The sequence below is a fragment of the Haliea sp. genome (assembly GCF_040221975.1).
Lineage (GTDB): Bacteria > Pseudomonadota > Gammaproteobacteria > Pseudomonadales > Halieaceae > Haliea.
Genome location: NZ_JAVJWR010000013.1, coordinates 104,082 through 124,547 on the forward strand (window position 1 = coordinate 104,082; position 20,466 = coordinate 124,547).

16 protein-coding genes and 1 pseudogene are annotated in these 20,466 nt (G+C 63.4%); 10 read left to right on the plus strand and 7 right to left on the minus strand.

Features of this window, described 5'->3' with window-relative positions; all coding sequences use genetic code 11:
- Together RLO07_RS04280 and recA are read right to left on the minus strand one after the other, a co-directional pair.
- Complete coding sequence (locus tag RLO07_RS04280) at positions 1-585, minus strand: regulatory protein RecX (protein ID WP_462290894.1); 585 nt, start codon at positions 583-585, stop codon at positions 1-3.
- A 113-nt stretch (positions 586-698) separates the two neighbouring features.
- Positions 699-1,751 (minus strand): recombinase RecA, encoded by a 1,053-nt coding sequence (recA, locus tag RLO07_RS04285; RefSeq protein WP_462290895.1) that lies wholly within the window; start codon positions 1,749-1,751, stop codon positions 699-701.
- 263 nt (positions 1,752-2,014) lie between these two features.
- Here recA and RLO07_RS04290 point away from each other — a divergent pair, with 263 nt between their 5' ends.
- Positions 2,015-2,572, plus strand: coding sequence for a hypothetical protein (locus RLO07_RS04290; RefSeq protein ID WP_462290896.1), 558 nt, complete (start codon positions 2,015-2,017; stop codon positions 2,570-2,572).
- A 15-nt stretch (positions 2,573-2,587) separates the two neighbouring features.
- Here RLO07_RS04290 and RLO07_RS04295 read toward each other — a convergent pair whose 3' ends face one another.
- Complete coding sequence (locus RLO07_RS04295) at positions 2,588-3,622, minus strand: M14 family metallopeptidase (RefSeq protein WP_462290897.1); 1,035 nt, start codon at positions 3,620-3,622, stop codon at positions 2,588-2,590.
- The gene (locus tag RLO07_RS04300) at positions 3,619-5,100 is read right to left on the minus strand and encodes a glutamate--cysteine ligase (RefSeq protein ID WP_462290898.1); all 1,482 of its coding nucleotides are present in this window, start codon (positions 5,098-5,100) and stop codon (positions 3,619-3,621) included. Before RLO07_RS04300 ends, RLO07_RS04295 begins: the two co-directional genes overlap by 4 nt.
- A gap of 114 nt (positions 5,101-5,214) precedes the next feature.
- Between RLO07_RS04300 and RLO07_RS04305 the strand changes: the two genes are divergently transcribed.
- The 7 genes from RLO07_RS04305 to RLO07_RS04335 all read left to right on the plus strand — a co-directional run bounded on the left by RLO07_RS04305 (position 5,215) and on the right by RLO07_RS04335 (position 13,723).
- Complete coding sequence (locus tag RLO07_RS04305; protein ID WP_462290899.1) at positions 5,215-5,685, plus strand: YbjN domain-containing protein; 471 nt, start codon at positions 5,215-5,217, stop codon at positions 5,683-5,685.
- Between the two features lie 413 nt (positions 5,686-6,098).
- On the plus strand, positions 6,099-6,311 hold the full coding sequence (locus RLO07_RS04310; RefSeq protein WP_462290900.1) for a type II toxin-antitoxin system VapB family antitoxin: 213 nt from the start codon (positions 6,099-6,101) through the stop codon (positions 6,309-6,311).
- Complete coding sequence (locus tag RLO07_RS04315; RefSeq protein WP_462290901.1) at positions 6,308-6,685, plus strand: type II toxin-antitoxin system VapC family toxin; 378 nt, start codon at positions 6,308-6,310, stop codon at positions 6,683-6,685. The genes RLO07_RS04310 and RLO07_RS04315 overlap by 4 nt, the downstream gene beginning before the upstream one ends.
- Positions 6,686-6,806: 121 nt before the next feature.
- Positions 6,807-8,246: a Wadjet anti-phage system protein JetA family protein gene (locus tag RLO07_RS04320; RefSeq protein WP_462290902.1), complete on the plus strand. Its 1,440-nt coding sequence runs from the start codon at positions 6,807-6,809 to the stop codon at positions 8,244-8,246.
- A complete protein-coding gene (locus tag RLO07_RS04325) occupies positions 8,224-8,898 on the plus strand; it encodes a DUF4194 domain-containing protein (RefSeq protein ID WP_462290903.1) in 675 nt (224 codons plus the stop codon). Before RLO07_RS04320 ends, RLO07_RS04325 begins: the two co-directional genes overlap by 23 nt.
- 49 nt (positions 8,899-8,947) lie before the next feature.
- Positions 8,948-12,592, plus strand: a complete 3,645-nt coding sequence (locus tag RLO07_RS04330; protein WP_462290904.1) for an ATP-binding protein — start codon at positions 8,948-8,950, stop codon at positions 12,590-12,592.
- Positions 12,593-13,723 carry a Wadjet anti-phage system protein JetD domain-containing protein gene (locus tag RLO07_RS04335; protein WP_462290905.1) on the plus strand — a complete coding sequence of 377 codons (1,131 nt, stop codon included), beginning with the start codon at positions 12,593-12,595 and terminating at the stop codon, positions 13,721-13,723.
- Between the two features lie 15 nt (positions 13,724-13,738).
- Here the strand turns inward: RLO07_RS04335 and RLO07_RS04340 are convergent, their stop codons facing one another.
- From RLO07_RS04340 to RLO07_RS04350, 3 genes are all read right to left on the minus strand, one after another.
- Positions 13,739-14,437, minus strand: a complete 699-nt coding sequence (locus RLO07_RS04340; protein ID WP_462290906.1) for a polyamine aminopropyltransferase — start codon at positions 14,435-14,437, stop codon at positions 13,739-13,741.
- Between the two features lie 176 nt (positions 14,438-14,613).
- A complete protein-coding gene (locus RLO07_RS04345) occupies positions 14,614-15,555 on the minus strand; it encodes a nucleotidyl transferase AbiEii/AbiGii toxin family protein (RefSeq protein WP_462290907.1) in 942 nt (313 codons plus the stop codon).
- Entirely contained in the window at positions 15,552-16,289 is a 738-nt protein-coding gene (locus RLO07_RS04350; RefSeq protein ID WP_462290908.1) for a type IV toxin-antitoxin system AbiEi family antitoxin domain-containing protein, read from the minus strand. Before RLO07_RS04350 ends, RLO07_RS04345 begins: the two co-directional genes overlap by 4 nt.
- 297 nt (positions 16,290-16,586) lie before the next feature.
- Between RLO07_RS04350 and mutS the strand changes: the two are divergent.
- Both mutS and RLO07_RS04360 read left to right on the plus strand, forming a co-directional pair.
- Positions 16,587-19,123, plus strand: a pseudogene (mutS, locus tag RLO07_RS04355) (DNA mismatch repair protein MutS).
- 158 nt (positions 19,124-19,281) lie between these two features.
- A complete protein-coding gene (locus RLO07_RS04360) occupies positions 19,282-20,439 on the plus strand; it encodes an HD domain-containing phosphohydrolase (RefSeq protein ID WP_462290909.1) in 1,158 nt (385 codons plus the stop codon).
- Positions 20,440-20,466: the final 27 nt, after the last annotated feature.

Below are 20,466 nucleotides of genomic sequence, written 5' to 3' on the forward strand. Positions count from 1 at the left end.
CTATTCATCCAGCAAATGCCGGAAATGCTCCGACGCAAAACCGCGATACTGCATGAAACGCAAGCGTCGGGCCTTTTCCTTGAAGGCCGCCTGTTGTGCTTCCCTGCACGCAACGGGATCGAGAGCTTCCTCGTCGCGGGCGCTTGAGTCGCCGACAGGTAAAGCAACGGCAGAACCACCGAACTTGCGGAAAAACGCTTCCTCGGCCGCGGCGAACCAGTCCGGCTCGACGGCGGCGTGAGCCGCGGTGATCGCGGCCTCATCCAGACCGCGTTGACGCATCTCCTGGCGAATTCGTGCCGGACCATAGCCCCGCTGCAGGCGCTGCCGCAGCAGACTTTCCGCATAGCGTTCATCGCTCTGCAGATTGTCCCGCTGCAGCTCCTGCAATACGGAGGCAACCATGTCTGGCAGGGCAAATCGACGGGAGAGCTTGGTCTGCAACTCGGACAGGGAGTGTTCGCGGCGCGCAAGCAGATTCATGGCGGCAACCCGCACATCGGCAGGACGAACGCTCTGACCCTCTGCGTAGACCAGGGCATCAGGGCTGGCGGCTCGATTGCCGGTGTCAGCTTGCTCCTGCATTCCTTCCCCCCTGTGTTACCTGCGAAAAAAGGCGCCGGGGATGTGAGAGTGGGGTCAGTGGGTGCCCCGGCGCCGAAAAGACCGGTGATCCTGAAGTCACCGGGTGCCTGCCATCACTCCTCAGCGATGTCGTTCTCCGCGGCGATGGCATCCTTGGCGTCTTTTTTCGCCGGCACCACAGCCACCATCATTTGCTTGCGAATTTCGGCCTCGATCTCGTTGGCGACGGCAGGATTGTCTTCCAGGAACTTCGCCGCGTTCGCCTTGCCCTGGCCGATCTTGTCACCCTTGTAGGCATACCAGGCGCCGGACTTGTCAACCAGACTGAGCTTGACACCCCAGTCGATAACCTCGCCCATGTGATAGATACCCTTGCCGTACATGATCTGGAACTCGGCCTGTTTGAAGGGCGGCGACACCTTGTTCTTGACCACCTTTACCCGGGTCTCGTTGCCGATGACCTCGTCACCGTCCTTGACCGCGCCAATGCGGCGGATGTCCAAACGCACCGAGGCATAAAACTTCAGCGCGTTGCCGCCGGTGGTCGTTTCCGGGTTGCCGAACATCACCCCGATCTTCATCCGGATCTGGTTGATAAAGATGACCAGGCAGTTGCTGTGCTTGATGGCGCCCGTCAGCTTGCGCATGGCCTGGCTCAGCAGCCGGGCCTGCAGGCCCACGTGGGAGTCGCCCATTTCGCCTTCGATCTCGGCCTTCGGCGTCAATGCCGCCACGGAGTCGATCACCAGCACGTCCACGGCGCCGGAGCGCACCAGCATCTCGGCGACCTCCAGGGCCTGCTCCCCGGTGTCGGGCTGGGACAGGATGAGGTCGTCCACCTGTACGCCGAGCTTCTCGGCATAGGCGGGATCCAGGGCGTGTTCAGCGTCGATGAAGGCCGCGGTGCCGCCCGCTTTCTGGGACTCGGCGATCACCTGCAGGGTCAGCGTGGTCTTGCCCGAGGACTCCGGGCCGTAGATTTCACAGATACGCCCCTTGGGCAGGCCGCCGATACCGAGGGCGATATCCAGCCCCAGGGAGCCGGTGGAGATGGCGGGCATGGCGACGCGCTCATTGTCACCCATGCGCATGACCGTGCCCTTGCCGAACTGGCGTTCTATCTGGCTGAGGGCTGCGTCCAGTGCTTTTTGCTTGTTGGCATCCATAATCGACTGCTCCTGTCGTTGTTGCGGCTCTGCTGTGTGATTTCTGGCCTGGACACCTGTTGGCATCCCGCCCGACTACTGTATATATACTCAGTGTATTATCCGCCAAATGCAAGCCCCAAATCCAGACAAATACGGGCAAATCCGACCAGCGCCCAGAGCATCTGCCTGTTCAGGCGACAGGTTTGCAGCGGAGGAGGTGCAGGGAGCGCGTTTTGGTGTAAGCTCAGCCTCCGCAACACCCAAGTACCGGGAGATCCGCCATGCGACCGATTGCCATCATGCTCACCCTGCTGCTGGCGGGTTCGGCCCAGGCCAGCCCCACTGCGGATTACTGGCTAGCGTTGACCACCCTCTGTGGCAAGGCCTTCGCCGGCCAACTGATCGACGCCCCGGCGGATGACGAGTTTGCCGGCAAGTCGCTGGTGATGCATGTGCGGGACTGTTCCGACACCCGTATTCGCATTCCCTTCGTGGTCGGCGACGACCTCTCCCGCACCTGGGTGTTGACCCGCAGCGGCGACCGCATCACCCTCAAGCACGACCATCGCCAGGCCGACGGCAGCCCCGATGACATCACCCTGTACGGCGGCACCAGCAGCAATGCCGGCCGTGCCGGGGAACAACTGTTCCCCGCCGATGAGGAAACCCGGGAGATCATAGAACCCGCTTTTGCCAATGTCTGGACCATGCGGGTCACCCCGGGGGAAGTGTTTACCTACGGCCTCTGGCGACTGGGCACGCCGCGGGTTTTCCGGGTGGATTTTGACCTCAGCACGCCTGTGGAGCCGCCTCCGGCGCCCTGGGGCTGGAAGGACTGATCCACGCAGACGACATCAGCTGACGTCAGCCAGCTCGTCCTGCTCAATGGCATACAACAGGCAATCACTGCGGGCAATGGCGGTATTGGTGGTAATCATGAACAGCTTGAGGGGAGCGGCCGGGTAGAGGCGCCCGTCAGCCACCCGCAGCAGCCGACTGACCGCGCAGCGGCCGCTCGCGTCCTGGGCCCAAAACAGTGAACGCAACTCGCCACGGACCCAGCCCAGGGGCACATCCGGTTGCACCACGCCGAAATTCAGCTGCTCGATATCGGGCCGCAAAACCACGGGATACGCGGCATCGGGCTGCTCTGCATAGGCCAGTTCAATGCCGGGGTTGAGCTCCAGGCGAATCGGGTTGCGCAACAGTTCCAGGCCCCAGTCTGTTTCGTCCCCCGCCAACACCAGCGGCCGCTGCAGGTACTCGCAGAGTCCCGACCAGGCCAGTTCATGGGCGCAGTCATCCAGGCGCCCACCCACCTCCACCGTGACAGTGGGATAACTGTGTTCACTGATCTCCATCAGCGCGCCCAGATTGAGCCGGGTCACGATCATGCGCCGGGTAAACAGCGAGACCAGGGCATCGTGCTGACGATCCATGTGGGTACAGACCCCAAAGGCAGGGCCGGTCCCGGAGGTGTTGTGCATGTCCACGACCGCCTCGGGGTGGTGCAGGCGCAGGATTTCCAGGATTTCCTCGGCCAACCGTCCCTGCTCGTCGTCAAAGGGCGGCCGAAAGCAGCGGTTGAGATCCCGTTCCCCGGGCAACATGCGGTGACTGAACAGGGGCGCCGTCAGGGCCGCCTCTACCGAGGCGACGATACACACGGTATTGACCGCGGGCTGGCGACCGGCTTTGAGCCAGCGGAACAGGGCCATTGCACCGGAGGGTTCGTTGCCGTGCAACAGGGTGACAAACGCGCGCGTGCGACTGCTGTCCAGGCCCTCCAGAAAAATACTCGCGGGACCGCCTAGATAGCGCAGAAAAGATTCCACGTTGGCGCCGATTTCGGTTGCGAGAGGGTTGCGGAGAATCCGGAAGCGCTTCACAAGGGCCACTCCGCCACCGGATCATTGCCGATACTACGCTCCATATATGCCTCCAGCATTGCCTGCAGGTCGGCCGTGCCCGGCCGGGTGTCCGCCCCGGATTGCGCCAGACGCGCCAGCTGCCAGCGGGCGCCGGTCTGGCCATTCGCCAGGCGCCGTTCGATGATACTCAAATAGTGCGAGATCGCAGCCTCGTCAATGCCAATCGCGACCAGCCCGCGCCGCGCCACCGGCAGCATGGCGGCGATGATGGCAGCTGCAGGCTGCTCCTCACAGGCGCACTGCCGGTCTCTCGGCCAGACCAGGCGTGCGTCGAGGCCATACTGGGCCGCGCGGTAAAAATTGTGTTCGGCAAAATTGAATGGCAGCGCCGGCAACCAGCTGTTGATGTTCGGCCGCAGCCCCTCCGCCATGCCGATCAGGAAGGCGGCATTGGCGACCATGTCGGCGGCGGTAGGACCGGCCGGCAGTGACCGCATCTCGATCCGCAGGTGTCCGCCTCCGGTGGCGTCATAGACCGGCCGGTTCCAGAGCCATACCGTGCTCTGGTGCAACTGCAGTTCGGGCAATTGCGGCGGCTGCGGCGGGTCGTCTGAAGCCGCGAGTGCTTCGGCGCAAACCGGCAGCAACGGGCGGTAGAGACGCACCGCTTCCACGAACAGCTCGGCTGCCTCCCGCCGCACCCAGCCCTGGCCAAAATTGACGCGCGCAGGTTCGTTCCAGCTGTAGCGGTCAGGCAGGCGGGTATCGATCGATTGCTTGAACAGGGGAATCCGTGTCTCCTGCCACAGGCAGTGGCCAAACAAGGTGGGCGAGTTGCCGGCAATCGCCACCGCCAGTGGCGTCACCGCCTGCATGGCATTGAAGGTATCGGCAAAATGCCGGGGATCAACCCGGTGGTGAACCTGAAACGACGTATTGGCTCCCTCCAGGGTGATGTCATCCATCTCCAGCTGCAGTGGATGTCTACCGTTGATATCGATCCGGAACTGACGTCCGCGGCGGGCAATCAGCTGCTCGACCAGGGCCGCGAAGCGCTGTTTTCCGGTCAGGCACGAGGGCCCGAAATCCTGCAGCTGCAAAGTGGGCAGAATCCCGATGGGCACGATACGGGCATCGCGCTCCGCCGCCAGGCGGCGCAATTCCCTGAGCTTGTGCAGGATTTCCTGCTCTAGTGCCCGCAGCGGATCACCGGCAGCGGCAACCGGTGTCAGGTTGTACTCGAGGTTGTAGCGGTTCAGCTCCAGAGTCAGCTGCGGATCCCCCGCCGCCGCCTGCAGCTCTGTATTGAGCAGTGCCGGGCGCCCCTGCCGGTCGACGATGTACAGCTCCAGCTCGGCACCCAGCGAACCGGCGCCCTCACCAAACCCGGGCACGGCCAGCGTCTGCCGCAACCGCTCCAGGTTGCGCTCCAGGCGCTCACCAAACCGCTGGTAATCGTCGGCGGTGAACTGCGTGTGCTGAATATCTAGGCCCATTGGTGATTTATATCACAGATACCCGTAGCAGCAGGAACACACTGCAGAAGCCCCTAGAGGATCCCGCCTCCTTGGCGTAAAATCCCCGTCCTGTTTACTGGAAACGCCATTGCCATGCCCTCACCCGTCAACCCCGATCGCTCCCTGCTGGAACGCTGGCTCAATGCCACCGCTGTCGAAAGCTATGTGTGCGAGCATTGCGAGAACCTGCATCTCAGCGAAATCCGCACTCAGGAGGGGGTGCTGGACAGCCGCCTGATCCAGGAGGCCTTCGGCCTGCTGTTCACCACCGAACTGGAAATCCGGCCCATGGCCCTGCTCGCGTTATCGGCGGACCTGGGGCGCCTGAACATGGAATATCCGACCCTGAAAATCTTTCTCGACATCGTCGACGACGCCACCCCGCAACTGGTCGCCGCCAGCATCTTCCCCGGCAATGAAGGCCTGACCCAGGGGCAATTCAATCACTTCGTCGCCATTGCGATGCAGGCCACCCTGCAGCTGGCGGAGGAGTGCCTGCGGCTGGACTACCTGTTCTCTGAGGACGGCGCCAGCCGCCAACAGCCGCGTTCGGTACTGCACTGAGCCGGAGTACTGTGACCGGGCGTGTATCAGCTGTTGCCCATCAATCCAGACAGAACAATCAAAGCAGGGGTGTGCAGGATTCGCTCGGTACAGCACCAGCGCTCCGGGGTGGATCCGACCCCTTCGCAACCTTCCATGGTTCGTCGAGAGCGGCAAAATTGCGCTGTAGCGGCTGTAGCGGCTGTAGCGGCTGTAGCGACCCAAGTGAAGAGCATGGCAGTCATGAATGCCAGAGTTCGCACCAGGTTTTGCCAGCAAACACGCCACGGCACCTGCAAACAGCACACAAAAATTTCTACCCAGGGCTTGACGGGCCCGGTATCCACGTTGCCCCGTCAGTGGAAGAGAGCTTTTCAAGCCATTGCGATTATGCGAATTTTGATGCTTAATCGCATCATATTTGAGCAGGAGCGATGCCTGTGCGTACTACCGTGACTATCGATGACGCCCTTTACCAACAAGCCCTGGCTGTCGCCGACCCAGGCACAAACAAGGCTGATCTGTTCCGGGAAGCCATGGAAACATTCGTTCGGGTGCGGGCGGCGAAGCGCCTGGCGGCGTTGGGTGGCAGCACACCTCGAATGGCGCGGATTCCGCGCAGACGGAGCGACCCCGCAGCCTCATGAGTGTACTCATCGACACCTCGGTGTGGGTGGACCACTTCAGGCGGCGCAACGAAGATCTGGTGACATTGCTTCTGCACGACGAAGGCCTGAGCCATCCGATGGTACTGGGCGAGCTTGCCTGTGGCAGCCCGCCGGCACCGAGACAGAGGACGCTTGGCGACATCGGACTCTTGCAATCCGCCACGCAGGCAAGCTGGGATGAGGTAATGGCATTGATCGAACGGGAACGGCTCTACGGCCTCGGTTGTGGACTTGTCGATATAACACTGCTGGCCTCAACCCTGCTGACGCCGGATGCTCTTTTGTGGACGCTGGACAATCGCCTGGCGGCACTGGCGGTACGTTTTGATGCTGCGTTTGCAGTCGAGACTTAAGTAAACGCGTCGAAAGCCACATATCGCGTAGAATTGCCGCGGGACATCGGAGGACCGAGAGTCCTTGGATCGGCGCTGGCAAACTGGTTAAATAGCCGCTCACACCCACAAGCTAAAAACCATGTTTTTTACCGGCGAGCGCACCCAGTTTTTCAGGCCACTGACCGGCAAGTACCGGGAGCAAATCGCCGAATGCCTGCGCCTGCTGCACGAGCGGCTGTACAGTTCGCAGGCCGATTACGGCGAGTCACTGCGCCGGGAGCAGATCCTGGACCTGTTTACCGAAGCACTGGAGCGCGCCCCGCTGCTTGAGGGCGAGGACGAGGGACGCTTCAACAGTAGCCGCGAGCAGGCCGGCTGGATTCTCAACCAGTTGGTGGAAAACGGCTGGCTCAAGCGCGACAAGGACGAAGCCTCTTTCCAGTCCACCTACCCCTTCAGTCGCAGCGGGCGCCTGTTCACCCAAACGCTGGCGGAAGTGGACGGCCGCAGCGTGCGCACCCGCCACCGCAACACGCGCAATACGCTGAACGCGCTTGCCGCGTTCCTCGAGCGTGGCGAAGTCTACGACCTGCTGGACGCCTACGAGCACTCCGAGCGCATCATCGCCGACTTTACCGACATCATCGCCGAACTTGAGGAGCGCAAACGGGAGCTGGTTCGGGAAGTCGAGGCCCAGCAGCTGGTGCAGCAGGCGTCAGACCAGTTTTTCGATTTCATGGAGAAGCGGTTCCAGCCGGACGTCGCCATCCGCCTTTCGGCCGACAGTGTCGAAAAACACCGCGAGCGTATCCAGCGCACCATCGAGAAGATTCGCCGCAAACAGAACAAGTGGAAGGCCAGCGCTGAACGGGAACTGCGCCGGCTGGCCCCGGATCTGGTGGTGAGCGACGAGGGCTCGGTGCTCTGGCACCTGCTGGACAGCATCGACACCCGCATGCGCAATGCCTCCGAGATCATGCTGCCCTCCCTGCGCCGGACCCTGCAGGGTTTTACCCGCCGCGCCGACATCATCATCCGCCAACTCAGCTATGTACACAGCCAGAAGCACAATGACATTGTCGGCCTGTGCCGTGAACTGTCCGCGCTGGACGACGCCAGTTTCGGCCAGCGCCTGGCCGCCGCCGGTGACGCCATGGCAGGTCTGAAGCTGGGCCTCGTAGACCCGGCGCACAATCGCCTGCGGGAACAACGGCAACAGCGTCCGGTGCGCAGCCGCATCACCGAGCTGGCCGCCCCGGACGCGGCCACGCGTCACGAGCTGTTGCTCCAACAGTTAATGGAGAAGGCCTTCAATATCAACAACGGCGCGCTGCGCGACTACCTGCGGGAGGCGCTTGGCGCCAGCCGTCGCATCGACAGCCGCGACCTGCCGATCAACAATGCCGGCGACCTGCTGGCCCTGAGCCATGTGATCGAACTCGGGAGTGCCGACCACGCCGGGACGGGGTTCCGCCTGCGCCTGGAGCGCACTGAGCCGATCACCGGGGAATACTATTTCACCCGCAGGGACGGCTTCCTGCTGGAACTGGAGCACGATGACGATACGAACAGCCCTTGACGACGCGCTGGCAGCGCGCGGCGTCAGCGCGGAGCAATTCTCCGAACTGATGATCCGCCTGCTGGACCACGGCGTGCTGTGCCGCGACGAAAACAAGCGCGAGGCCGAGTTTTACGATCGCTACCTGCAGGTGACGGATCTGGTCGAGGACTATCTCGCTGTCCTGCGGATTCGCCTGCTGCACGAACCGCGCTTCCATTCCCTGCGCCTGTTCCCGCCCGGCGCCGAGGTACCGGGCCTGGCCGACAGCGACGACGCCTTCAACAGCGGTCTGCGAGAACGCCTCAGCCAGGCGGAAGTGGCGTTGATTCTGGTACTGCGCGCGGAATACGACAAGTCGCTGCGGGAGGGGCAGATCGACGAGAACGGCCAGGTAACGCTGCCACTGGAAGCCCTGAGTCTCGCCCACAAGAACCTGCTCGGCCGCCCGCTGCCAGAAGGGCTGGTGGACCGTCGCAACCTGTTCCGCCGCCTGCGCCAGCTGCGGGTCATCCGCTACGCCGGCGACGAGGCACTGGAGGACAGCGAATCCTGGCTCACCATCCGCCCCGACATTACCAGTCTGGTCAGCGACACCGTGCTTGCGGAACTGGCGGACGGCAGCGAGCCAGCCGGCAACGACGCCCCGTCACCAGAGGAGGACGCCCCGTGAGCAGCAACCGCCGCCTCCCTGCCGCCAGCCACAGGAATCCCCTGACGCCATGTACCTGAAACACGCCATTACCGTGAACTGGGGCAACCTGCCCCCGGAAGAACTGGAATTCGGCCCGGTAAACCTGTTTTCCGGCGGCAACGGCTCGGGCAAGACGACCGCCGCCGATGCCCTGCAGACGCTGATGACCGCGGCCCACGACAACCTGTTCACCTATAACCCGGGGCAGGATGAAACCACCCAGCGCGGCCGCGGCGGCAAGCAGGTGCGCACCCTCGCCTCCTACGTGCTGGGTTGCGACGACGGCGCCTTCGCCCGGCCATACGATTGCGACGGCTATATCGCCGGCAGCTTCCATCCCACCAAGGGCGAAACGGCGGAGCCGTTTACCGCAGTCATCGGCGTGCGCGCCCACCTCGATCGCGCCGGCGTCCAGCCGCAGGCGCGGCAGGACGAACTGCTGATGATGATCGTGCCCGGGGAGATGCTCAGACTCTCCCACTTCGTGCGTGAATACCCCGATGGCCGCCACGCCGTGCCGATCACCGAACTGCCCAACCTGCTGCGCCAGGAGTTCGGCAAGAAGGCGGTGGAGACCTACGAACGCAAGGGCGCCTACCTGTCGCGGCTGTTCGGCGCGCTGCGCGGCAAGCGCGACGCGGTATCCCAGCGCGAGGGTACCAACGCGGCGCGCACCTTCGCCCGTTTCATGGCCTACAAGCCGGTGGACTCCATCGACCAGTTCGTCGCGGGCGAAGTGCTGGAAGCACGCGACCTGGGCGATACCATCCGCCGCATTCGCGACCTGCTGCGCACCGTGCACGGCATGGAACAGGAGGCCCGGCAACTGCGCGCCAGCGTCGAGTTGCTGGGGCAATCCCGCGACCAGGCGGAGCACTACCTGGAAAGCTGGCTGCAACGTACTACGGCGACCTATGGCGCCGCCGCCCAGCAGCAAGGACGCAACCAGGCGCTGTACAACGCGGAAAAAGACCAGCAGCTCGCCCTGCGCCAGCAGCAGGCGACACTGCAAACCGAGCGGCAGGAAACCCGGCGCCGCAAAACCCACGCCCTCGATGAATTGACCGAGCTGAAGGCGCGCATCCAGGGCATCCCCGCCCTGCGCAGCAAAGAGGAACTGGAAACCCGGCGCGCAACCCTTACCGGCAAACTGCACGAAGGAGCACGCCCTCTGCTGGAACAGGACCAGCAGCGCAACGCGAATCTCACCGCCCTGCGCAACATCCGCGACGTTCTTGGCCGCCACAGCCTGGAGCTACTGTTGCCCGAGCTGGCGGGACGCGGTTGGCGCAACACGGCGAAAGAACTGCTGGCCCGCGCCGACCGGCCGCTGCCCGACCTCAACCAGCTTCTGGCGCGCGACTGGATCGACCTGAGCCCGCTGGAGGCCGGACTGGACCTGAGCCGCGAGGAACAGCCCCTGCACAATGCACTGGCGGATATCCTGCACACCAGCGGCGAAGCCAATGGCGAACGGGAAAACGTCTCGCTGTCCCAGCGTCTGGACCGGCTGGTCGCCGACCGCGAACGCGAACTGCGCGGCATCGAACAGGAACAGCAGCGTATCGAGCAGCAGATCAAGACACTGCAGTCCCACCGGGTCAGCTATCCCCGGGATGTGGACGAAGCGCTGGCGGCGATCCGCAAGGAGTGCCCCCAAGCCGACCCGCGGGTGCTTTGCGACCATGTGGAAGTCACCGATCCGGACTGGCAGATGGCCATTGAGGGCTATCTGGGCGGCGCCCGTTTCGGTATTTTGGTGGAGCCGGAATTTGAGGCCGAGGCCATCCGCATCCTGCGCCGGACGGGTGCGCGCCGCAATCGCGCCCGGGTGATCCAGGGCGAGCAGGCGCGCCGGGATGCCGAGCGCCAGTCGCTGCCGGAAGACTCCATTTTCCACGTGCTGCGTTTTTCCCACGGCATCGCCGAACACTACCTCAGGGCGTCCTACGGCAGCGTGGTGCGGGTGCCGGATGCCGACGCCCTGCGCCTGACCCGGCGCGGCATCACGGCGGACGGTCTCGCCGCCGGCAACTACGCCATGTTCCGCTGCGATGTGAGCGACAGTGAACTGGTGTTCGGCGCGGCCGCCCGGGAACGCAACCTGCTCGCCCAGCAAGAGGCCCTGGAGGAGATACAAGCCCGGCACCACAATACCAACGACGCCTACCAGGCCGTACGGCAACTCCAGCAGCAGGTATACCATTTCCGGCCGCTGAACTGGGTGGAAACTGCCACCAGCCTGCTCGACAGCCAGCGCCAGCTACGGGAAGTGGAGAGCGCGCTGGAGAACCTCGATCTCAGCGAGCACAGGAATCTGGAACAGGAGTTTGAACAGGCACAGCAACGCTACCAGTCCCTCGAGGAAGCGCAGCGCGAGCAGGACAAACGCGAAGGCCAACTGGAGGAGCAGCTCACTGCCTGCGGCAAAAAGCTGCGCGACCTGGCCGACAACAGCGAGGCGCTGGAGCAGGCCCGGGACGATGCCGAAGCTGCATTGCTGGCCAGCGAACGTCACTGGCCCGGGCTGGACGTCCAGCCGCGTATCGAGTGGATGGACCAGCGCCTCGAGGCCGCTCATGAGGCCATCGACTTCGTCGCCGAGAAAAAAGCGCTCGACGACCGCTTGATGAAGCAGGCAGTGGCATTGCAGCAGTCCATCAACCAGTACAACCAGCAGGCCCAGCCCGCAGACCATGTCCTCGCCGACACCGCGGAGGAACTGCACAGTGCTCCTTTCTTCGGCCACGTGCACGCAATGCGGCAACAACTGGACAACCTGCACAATCGCCTGCGCAACAACGTACTGCTGGGCAAGCAGGAAGAACTTGGCAGATTGCGTGACACCTTCAACACCACCTTCGTCAGCGACCTCTGCCACGAGATCCACCAATCAGTGCGAGAGGGCGAGCGCACCCTCAAGAACCTCAACAGGGAGCTGGAACACCACTGCTTCGGCGCCGACCGCGAGCGCTTCGCTTTCGACTGGAACTGGCTGCCGGAATTCAAGGAGTACTGGGACTTCTTCCGCGAGATCATCGACATCCCCAACCTCGGCGATGGCAGCAGCCTGTTCGATGCCAGTCTCTCGGACAAGGCGGGCGCGGTGCGCGATCGCCTGCTGGCCCTGTTGCTGGACGGCGACGAACAACAGGCCCTGCGCGAACTGGAACGGATCAGCGACTATCGCAAGTATCGCCGCTACGACATCCTCAAACATCCCGAAAACAAGGCGCCGATTCGCCTCAGCCAGTACGGCACCGGTTCCGGTGGCCAACTGGAGACGCCCGCCTACATCATCCGCGCCGCGGCCATCACCAGCGCCTTCCGCTTCAACGAAGGCGACAGCCACCTGCGCATGGTGATCGTTGACGAAGCCTTCATGCACATGGACGAGACCCGCTCCCGCGAGGTCATCGGCTACCTGACCAAGACCCTGGGGCTGCAGTTGATCTTTATCATGCCCACCAGCAAGTCCGGGCCCTTCCTCGACCTGGTGAGCAACCAGTTCGTGTTCAGCAAGGTGCCCAGCCCCGCGCCGGTGGGTGAACTGAATACACGCGTCTTGCTGGATCGCCAGCAGCTCAACGTGGAACGGGTGGCGGAGCTGTGGGCGCAGCACCGCCGGGTGATCCGCCAGCAGGGCGCGCTGGACTTCATGGACGAACTGTAGATGGCGGGCGACGACGGCGACCGTCAGGGCGATCCTCCCGGCTGGCTGGCGGAGGAAGGCTGGCTGCGGGAGCTGCTCGGCTGGTTCCTCGATCGTCTCGAGGGCCCCCGGCAGCGGGACGTCACCCGCCGGATCAGAAAATCCACGGTACCCGCCCTGTTCCGGTTTTCCGAAGACACCCGCTACCGCTGGCGGCTGATCGAGCAACTGGCCGCCGTGTACGGTATTTTCAGCATCGACTATGATCGCCGCATCGACGGCCACCAGGAACGCTACGAGAACGCACAGTTGCGTCTCAACCCGGGCAGCGAGGCGCTGTTGCGGGACTGGCTCCAGCGTCCGCGCATAGACCCGACCTTGCTGGCCTGGCGAAGCGCCCTCGCTCACTATCGGGGACACTTCGCTGACGACGGCGCCGCGCTGCTCACAAGTTCATTCCAGTACCCCGACTGGGAGATCCGGGAGCTGGCCGCCGCCTTCGCCGCCATTGCAGAGTATTTCGACAGCGGCCTGAGCCTGCGCGAAATCGCCGCCCGTTGCTTTCGCGGCGACTCCAAGTTTCTCGATGGTCGCCAGGAACTGCTGAATAAACTGTACGGCGAACGTGTCGCGACCATCCCGCCTCGCCCCCTGCTGTTGACCGCTTGGGCGCCGCCGGGTTTCGAGCGCCTGCTGGTGGTGGAAAACCAGGACAGCTTCCTGCGCCTGGTGGAGCGGCCTCCGCCCGGTTACGCCCTCCTGTACAGTGGGGGCTTTCGGGCCAGCGCGCAGCGCTTGAGCAGCATCCACACACGCTTTGCCTTTCTACCGGGCAGCGACAGCGAAGGTTTTAGGGAACGCTGGCTGCATAACGAAGTTGCTGCGTTTTTCTGGGGAGACCTGGATTTTGCTGGCCTCGGAATTCTCAAAGGGCTGCGCCAGAGCATTCCAACACTGCGCGCCTGGGAGCCGGGCTACCGGCCAATGCTGCAAGCACTGGAAAACGGCGGCGGCCACAGCGCCGAGCAGGCCCACAAGACGGGGCAACTTGACCCGGCGCATACCGGCTGCGCCTATAGCGATACCACGCTGCTGCCTGCCCTGCGCCAGCACCAGCGCTTTGTGGATCAGGAGGCAGTTGTTGCGGACTGACGCCTCGTGCCTGGGTCAAGATCGACCCTGCAGCGCCACCCCCTTGCGAGCGACAAAGATCGTGTGACGACTGCCCTTGCCGGGCCGCGCCCGCACCGTGTGCACCGCGGTGTGAAAGCCGGTTTTCTTCAGCCGGATCACGAACAGCGGGGAAGCACCGGCTGACCAGATCGCCAGGGTGCTTTCAGGGCGCATCGCCCGGTGCATTGCCTGCAAGCCCGCCGCGGAATACAGCCAGTTGTTGTTATCCTGCGTGAGTCCCTCGGGACCATTGTCGACATCGAGCAGTATCGCGTCGAATGCGTCTCTGCTGTCCGCGACGAGCGCCGCGACGTCGCCCAGGTGCAGCCGGGTGCGAGCGTCCAGCAGGGGCCGACCGGCACACTCGCCCAGCGGCCCCCGGTTCCATTCGGCCACCTCGGGGATGAGCTCAGCCACGACAGCCTGCGCCGAGGCCGGCACGGACCGGAGCACCGCGGCAAGGGTGAACCCCATGCCCAGGCCGCCTACCAGGACCCGTACATCTGCCACCGACCCCAGGCGGGCGCAGCCCAGTTCCGCCAGCGCCTCCTCGGAACCGTGCACCCGGCTGTTCATCAGCTCGCCCCGGATACCCGACAGGCGAATGGAGAACTCCTGGTCGCGCTGCAGCAACTTCATGGTGCCGCCGTTATTGGGTATCTCCGCGGAACCCCGTTGTATCCATTTGTTCATGTAACTCCACTCTGACGATAACCTGAGTTTAAAACTATCATGATACCACTGACGTGGCAGGCGCCTTTTCCCCCGCCGCATGGTTTCAATCGCACGGGCTGATAGTTGGGTGACGCGTGGTTTGGTATGCCGATCGGGACACACCAAGAGCTTTGACTCGGGGGGGTTGTGCTGACCTATTCAGACCGGACAACAATGTCTTTGACGCTGGCCAGCCGCGTGGCCAAGATGTCGGCCTGCTCGGTAAATTTCCTCGCATTCGCTTTCCGCAATTTTTCCAGGTTGCGCAACTTCCAGCGAATACCCGGTAAGTGTTGCAAATGATCAATATTCATCAAAGTCCAGTCAGGGTCAGCAGCCACGAGCGATAGCAGAAATCGTCGTTCGCTTTCGTCCAACCCCGCCTGAAGTTCACTGATCATTCGATCACGAGTCGCGAGCAAGTTATCGAGTGTTACCGGCTCCGCCGTCATACCCTCGAAGTTATACGTGAAGTCATGGCCAATATCCCTCAGTTGCGGGAATAGTACCTCATGCACCGGCCGGTTGTGACTGGCCAGATACACGACGAAAGCGTGGCGAATCCCCGGCGTTATCCCCTCATGCTCGAAAAGTTGCATCACGTCGAACAGATCGCGAGGATGCTGACGGTCCAGTGCGGCAACCAGCTTGCCGCCGTAGAGGTCCTCCAGTGAAGCCACGGGAATGTCCAGATCCGCCATCAGTACATCGCTGGCGACGGACGTGAGAGAAGCACGGCGCACCGGCAGCAAGGTTCCGCGTAGCACGAAATTCACTTCGATTTTGACCTCGGTCCTCCCACTGCGCACGAATAACCTGGTCTCGCCCGCCCCATCTACCGGCACATGCACTTGGAATCCGTGTTTGTGCAAGCGCTCGGTCGCCTGCCGAATGGCATCGGTGATCTGCGCCAGTGCCTGCTCGCGCGGCAGCGTGTGATCCGGAAACACCAGATCGAGATCCACCGACAGACGCGGCATGTCTCGTACAAATAGATTGACAGCGGTACCGCCTTTCAGCGCGAAGGTATCATCCACAAAGATCAGTGGTGCGACCTGTGTCAGCAGATGCGCGGTATCGAGATAGGCGGGATTCATGGCTTCAGCACCAACAGACCTTCAGCGGATCTGGACACCCAGGGCCGGTCGCTGCCGGTTGGCAATGTGTCCGGATCGAGTTTGTCCGCCCATGGCAGAGCACCTTCGCGGCCCAGTTGGAGACAAAGGCGCACCGTCTTGACGCTGGTGCAGTGCTGCAAAAGCTCGCGCAACACCTTGACTCGCAGACTATAGGTGCTTGCGACGAGTTCGCGGGCTTCCTGCAAAGGCTGGCGCACTCCGACTTCGCTCAATAGCTCCAGCAGCGCTCTCTCCGGTGACGACACCTGCGGCGCACTCTCCCGCCTCTCAAAGGGCGCGGCATGCAGCAGGTCCTCGGGAGATTCGTCGAACAGGCGCTTGCGGTGATACTGGGCCGGAAAGCGTTCCGTAAACCAGTCCGGCAAGTGCCCGTCAGCCCAACCGTAAAGCAGCAGCATCGGTTGTTGCGACACATACTGTCGCACACCATACCAATCGAGCGCCGACTTGCCGCCGACATGAAGCCCTGCGAACTTGCGCTGCAGCAGACGGAGGCAGGGGTACAACTTGAGTTCGTCGTTGGGACGACAGTAAACGCCTCGCGCCAATCGCAGCAGCCATCCGGCCCGCACGTAGTGAACGGCGAGGTCTGCCGAGATTCCCAGAGTCGCCAAGTCACCCGACGTCAGGGGCGAGCCAGGAGCCAGCCGGGTGTAAAGGGTATTTAGTTTGCCAGTATTTTTCGTAGTCATACTACGCCTTTTACAACTTTTCCAAACTCCAGTCAATTTGATCGACTAAGTACTATCGTAGTCTAACTACGGTGCATGACTATATTCTAAACAATCAACAATACCCTCTTACTGGCATATCCAGAAAAAACCTTGCGCATCAGCGCCGCACTCAAGCCAGAGTACTCACCGGATGGCTTCAATCGCACGGGCTGATAGTTGGCTGACGCGTGGTTTGCTATGCTGCAGCGCTTACTCACACACCGATGAAAAGTCCCACCAATAATGACCAGCGACGCCGATTCCAGCCATACCCCCATGATGCAGCAATTTCTGCGTATCAAGGCACAGCATCCGCGGGAGCTGCTGTTCTACCGCATGGGCGACTTCTACGAGCTGTTTTTTGACGACGCCAAACGGGCGGCGGAACTACTGGACATCACCCTCACCGCCCGCGGCAAGTCCAACGGCGAGCCCATCCCCATGGCCGGGGTGCCCTACCACGCCGCCGAAGGCTACCTGGCGCGACTGGTGAAGGCCGGAGTCTCGGTGGCCATCTGTGAACAGATCGGCGACCCGGCCACCAGCAAGGGCCCGGTGGAACGCAGGGTCGTGCGCATTGTCACGCCGGGGACGCTCAGCGACGAAGCCCTGCTGGACGAGCGCGCGGACAACCTGCTGCTGGCGGTGGCCCAGCATCGGGAGCAGTTCGGGCTGGCCTGGCTGGACCTGGCCAGCGGCCGCTTCCGGGTGCTGGAGGTGACGGGCACAGAGGCTCTGGCCAGCGAGCTGCAGCGCCTGAATCCGGCGGAAACCCTGTATCAGGACAGCATTGCCGACCCGGTGGTGACCGCGCGCCGGGGTGCCCGCGGCCAGCCGCTGTGGGAGTTCGACCAGGACAGTGCGCGCCGGGCCCTGAACCTGCAGTTCCAGACCCACGACCTGCAGGGCTTTGGCTGCGACCATCTGGGCCTCGCCATCGGCGCCGCCGGCTGCCTGCTGCAGTATGTGAAGGATACCCAGCGCAGCAACCTGCCCCACATCCGCGCCATCGCCCACGAGAGCCATGCCGAGAGCGTGATCCTGGACGCCGCCACCCGCCGCAACCTGGAGATCGACCGCAATCTGGGCGGCGGCGAAAGCAACACCCTGCTGTCGGTGATGGACCGCTGCGTCACTGCCATGGGCAGCCGTCTGCTGCGGCGCTGGCTCCACCGCCCCCTCACGGACACCCGTGTCCTGGGTCAGCGCCACGAGGCCATCAGCGCGCTCTGCGCGGACTACGATCATGAGCCGGCACGGGCGGCGCTGAAGCCCATCGGCGACATGGAGCGCATTCTCAGCCGGGTGGCCCTGCGCTCTGCCCGCCCCCGGGACCTGACCCGCCTGCGCAGCTCCCTGCAGGCCCTGCCCGGATTGCGCTCCGCCCTCGCCAGCTGTACATCGGAGCGGCTGACTGCCCTGTCGCAGCAGGTCGCGGAATTCCCGGCACTGTGTGAGCTGCTGGAGCGCGCCATTGGCGACAACCCCCCCGTAGTGATTCGCGACGGCGGCGTCATCGCCAGCGGCTACGACGCGGAACTGGACGAGCTGCGCCGCATCAGCAGCAACGCCGGCGACTACCTGCTGGAAATCGAGCAGCGCGAGCGCGAAGCCACCGGCATCAGCACCCTGAAAGTGGGCTACAACCGGGTCCACGGCTACTACATTGAGATCAGCCGCGGCCAGTCCGACCGGGCGCCGGATACCTACCAGCGGCGCCAGACCCTGAAGAACGCAGAGCGCTTCATCACCCCGGAACTGAAAGCCTTCGAGGACAAGGCCCTGTCGGCGAAAAGCCGGGCGCTGGCGCGGGAAAAAGGCCTGTACGATGCCCTGCTGGAACGCCTGAACGAGGACCTGGCGCCGCTTGCCGACAGCGCCGCCGCGGTGGCGGAACTGGACGTGCTGGCCAACCTGGCCGAGCGCGCGGAAACCCTGCGCCTGTGCAAGCCCGAGTTCAGCGAGGAACTGCTGTTCGAGATCAGCGGCGGCCGCCACCTGGTGGTGGAGCAGGTGCTGGAGGAGCCCTTCATCGCCAATGACGCCCTGCTCAACCAGCGCCGCCGCATGCTGCTGATCACCGGCCCCAATATGGGCGGCAAATCGACCTACATGCGCCAGAACGCAATCATCGCCCTGCTCGCCCACAGCGGCAGCTTTGTCCCGGCCAGCAGCGCCCGCCTGTCACCCATCGACCGCATCTTTACCCGCATCGGCTCCTCGGATGACCTCGCCAGCGGCCGCTCCACTTTCATGGTGGAAATGACCGAGACCGCGAACATCCTGCACAATGCGACCGAGCGCAGCCTGGTGCTGATGGACGAGGTCGGCCGCGGCACCAGCACCTTCGACGGCCTCAGCCTGGCCTGGCCTGGGCCGCGGCCATCCAGCTGGCGCAGCAGGTCCGCGCCTTCACCCTGTTTGCCACCCACTACTTCGAACTCACCGCCCTGCCTGAACTGTGCCCGACCATGGCCAACGTGCATCTCGACGCCACCGAGCACCAGGACCACGTGGTGTTCCTGCACAACATCCAGGAGGGCCCGGCCAACCGCAGCTTCGGCCTGCAGGTGGCCAAGCTGGCGGGCATCCCGGACCCGGTGCTGCGTGCCGCCCGGGACAAGCTGCGGGAGCTGGAGCAGGGCCGCGAACACAGCACCAGCAGCAGCCCTGCCCCCACCCAGGTGGAACTGTTTGCGCCCACTTCCCCGCACCCGGTACTCGAACAGCTGGAAGCCCTGGATATCGACAGCCTGAGCCCGCGACAGGCACTGGAGCTGCTCTACGCCTTGCGCGCGCGTCTGAAACATTAACCCCGTCACAGATCGCCGCCACCGAAGATGGCAGCATTCCGGGCAAGCGTATAGTATTCAAGAAGGTTGTCAGGTTTTCTGACTGTGCGCTCCTCACTTACGGGATACACGGATTCTGAACGGCGAACTGCCAGCAGGGCGAAAGCGGAGGCTCTGACATGAGTACACAGGCATTGCCAGATACCTCACCGGTCATCCTGGTGGTGGACGATAACCCGGACAATCTGGCGGTGATCGGCGACCTGTTGCGCCCCGACTATCAGGTGCGGGTGGCCAACTCCGGCGCGCGCGCCCTGTGCCTGGCTTACATCGAACCCCTCCCGGACCTGATCCTGCTGGATGTCATGATGCCGGAAATGGACGGGCATGCGGTTCTGGAAAAATTGCAGGCCAACCCGCACTCCCGCGACATACCGGTGATCTTCGTCACGGCGCTGGACGGGGAGGAAGACCAGTTGAACGGGTTCGAGCTGGGCGCCGTGGACTACATCACCAAGCCAATCATGCCCGCCGTCCTCCAGGCGCGGGTGCGCACCCACCTGGAACTGAAACAGGCGCGCGACACACTCGCCGGGCACAATGTCTGGCTGGAAGCCGAAGTCAGCCGCCGCATGGCGGAAAACGACCGGATCCAGCTGGTCAGTGTGCGGGCTCTGGCCCACCTCGCGGAAATTCGTGATCCAGAAACCGGCAATCACATCCTGCGGACCCAGGGCTATGTGCGCGCGCTCGCGGCCCGCCTGCAGGAGCACCCGCGCTTCAACGCGGTGATCGATCATCGCTATATTGAGCTGTTGACCCGCTCCGCGCCTTTGCACGATATCGGCAAAGTCGGCATCCCCGACAACATTCTGTTGAAGCCGGGGCCTCTCGACCCCGCGGAGTGGGCCGTGATGCAAACGCACGCGGTGCTGGGTGCCATCGCCATCGAACGCGCCGAGCGGGATATCAAGGAGGAAGTCGAGTTCCTGGCCCTGGCCAAGGAAATCGCCCACTGGCACCACGAGCGCTGGGACGGCAGCGGCTACCCGGATGGGCTCCGTGGGGATGCGATTCCACTGTCGGCCCGCCTGATGAGCGTTGCCGATGTGTTCGATGCGCTGATTTCCACGCGTGTGTACAAGCCCGCCATGTCTCTGGATGACGCCCGCGCGGTTATCGCCGAGGGGCGTGGTACCCAGTTCGACCCGGATGTGGCGGATGCCTTCGTGGCGGGTTTTGCCGACTTTGCCGCCATTGCCCGGCATTATCGAGAAAGCGCGGGGGAGCTGGCAATGGATACAATGCTTTCCGCGACCCTTGCACCCCGCAGCTGAACGCGAACCGGCCACTGGAGTGCGCCA

Bases quoted from the DNA above. Each gene is read 5' to 3' on its own strand.
- RLO07_RS04280 (WP_462290894.1), bottom strand. From the start codon at position 585: ATGCAGGAGCAAGCTGACACCGGCAATCGAGCCGCCAGCCCTGATGCC.
- recA (WP_462290895.1), bottom strand. From the start codon at position 1,751: ATGGATGCCAACAAGCAAAAAGCACTGGACGCAGCCCTCAGCCAGATA.
- RLO07_RS04290 (WP_462290896.1), top strand. From the start codon at position 2,015: ATGCGACCGATTGCCATCATGCTCACCCTGCTGCTGGCGGGTTCGGCC.
- RLO07_RS04300 (WP_462290898.1), bottom strand. From the start codon at position 5,100: ATGGGCCTAGATATTCAGCACACGCAGTTCACCGCCGACGATTACCAG.
- RLO07_RS04305 (WP_462290899.1), top strand. From the start codon at position 5,215: ATGCCCTCACCCGTCAACCCCGATCGCTCCCTGCTGGAACGCTGGCTC.
- RLO07_RS04310 (WP_462290900.1), top strand. From the start codon at position 6,099: ATGCCTGTGCGTACTACCGTGACTATCGATGACGCCCTTTACCAACAA.
- RLO07_RS04315 (WP_462290901.1), top strand. From the start codon at position 6,308: ATGAGTGTACTCATCGACACCTCGGTGTGGGTGGACCACTTCAGGCGG.
- RLO07_RS04320 (WP_462290902.1), top strand. From the start codon at position 6,807: ATGTTTTTTACCGGCGAGCGCACCCAGTTTTTCAGGCCACTGACCGGC.
- RLO07_RS04325 (WP_462290903.1), top strand. From the start codon at position 8,224: ATGACGATACGAACAGCCCTTGACGACGCGCTGGCAGCGCGCGGCGTC.
- RLO07_RS04330 (WP_462290904.1), top strand. From the start codon at position 8,948: ATGTACCTGAAACACGCCATTACCGTGAACTGGGGCAACCTGCCCCCG.
- RLO07_RS04335 (WP_462290905.1), top strand. From the start codon at position 12,593: ATGGCGGGCGACGACGGCGACCGTCAGGGCGATCCTCCCGGCTGGCTG.
- RLO07_RS04340 (WP_462290906.1), bottom strand. From the start codon at position 14,437: ATGAACAAATGGATACAACGGGGTTCCGCGGAGATACCCAATAACGGC.
- RLO07_RS04345 (WP_462290907.1), bottom strand. From the start codon at position 15,555: ATGAATCCCGCCTATCTCGATACCGCGCATCTGCTGACACAGGTCGCA.
- RLO07_RS04350 (WP_462290908.1), bottom strand. From the start codon at position 16,289: ATGACTACGAAAAATACTGGCAAACTAAATACCCTTTACACCCGGCTG.
- RLO07_RS04360 (WP_462290909.1), top strand. From the start codon at position 19,282: ATGAGTACACAGGCATTGCCAGATACCTCACCGGTCATCCTGGTGGTG.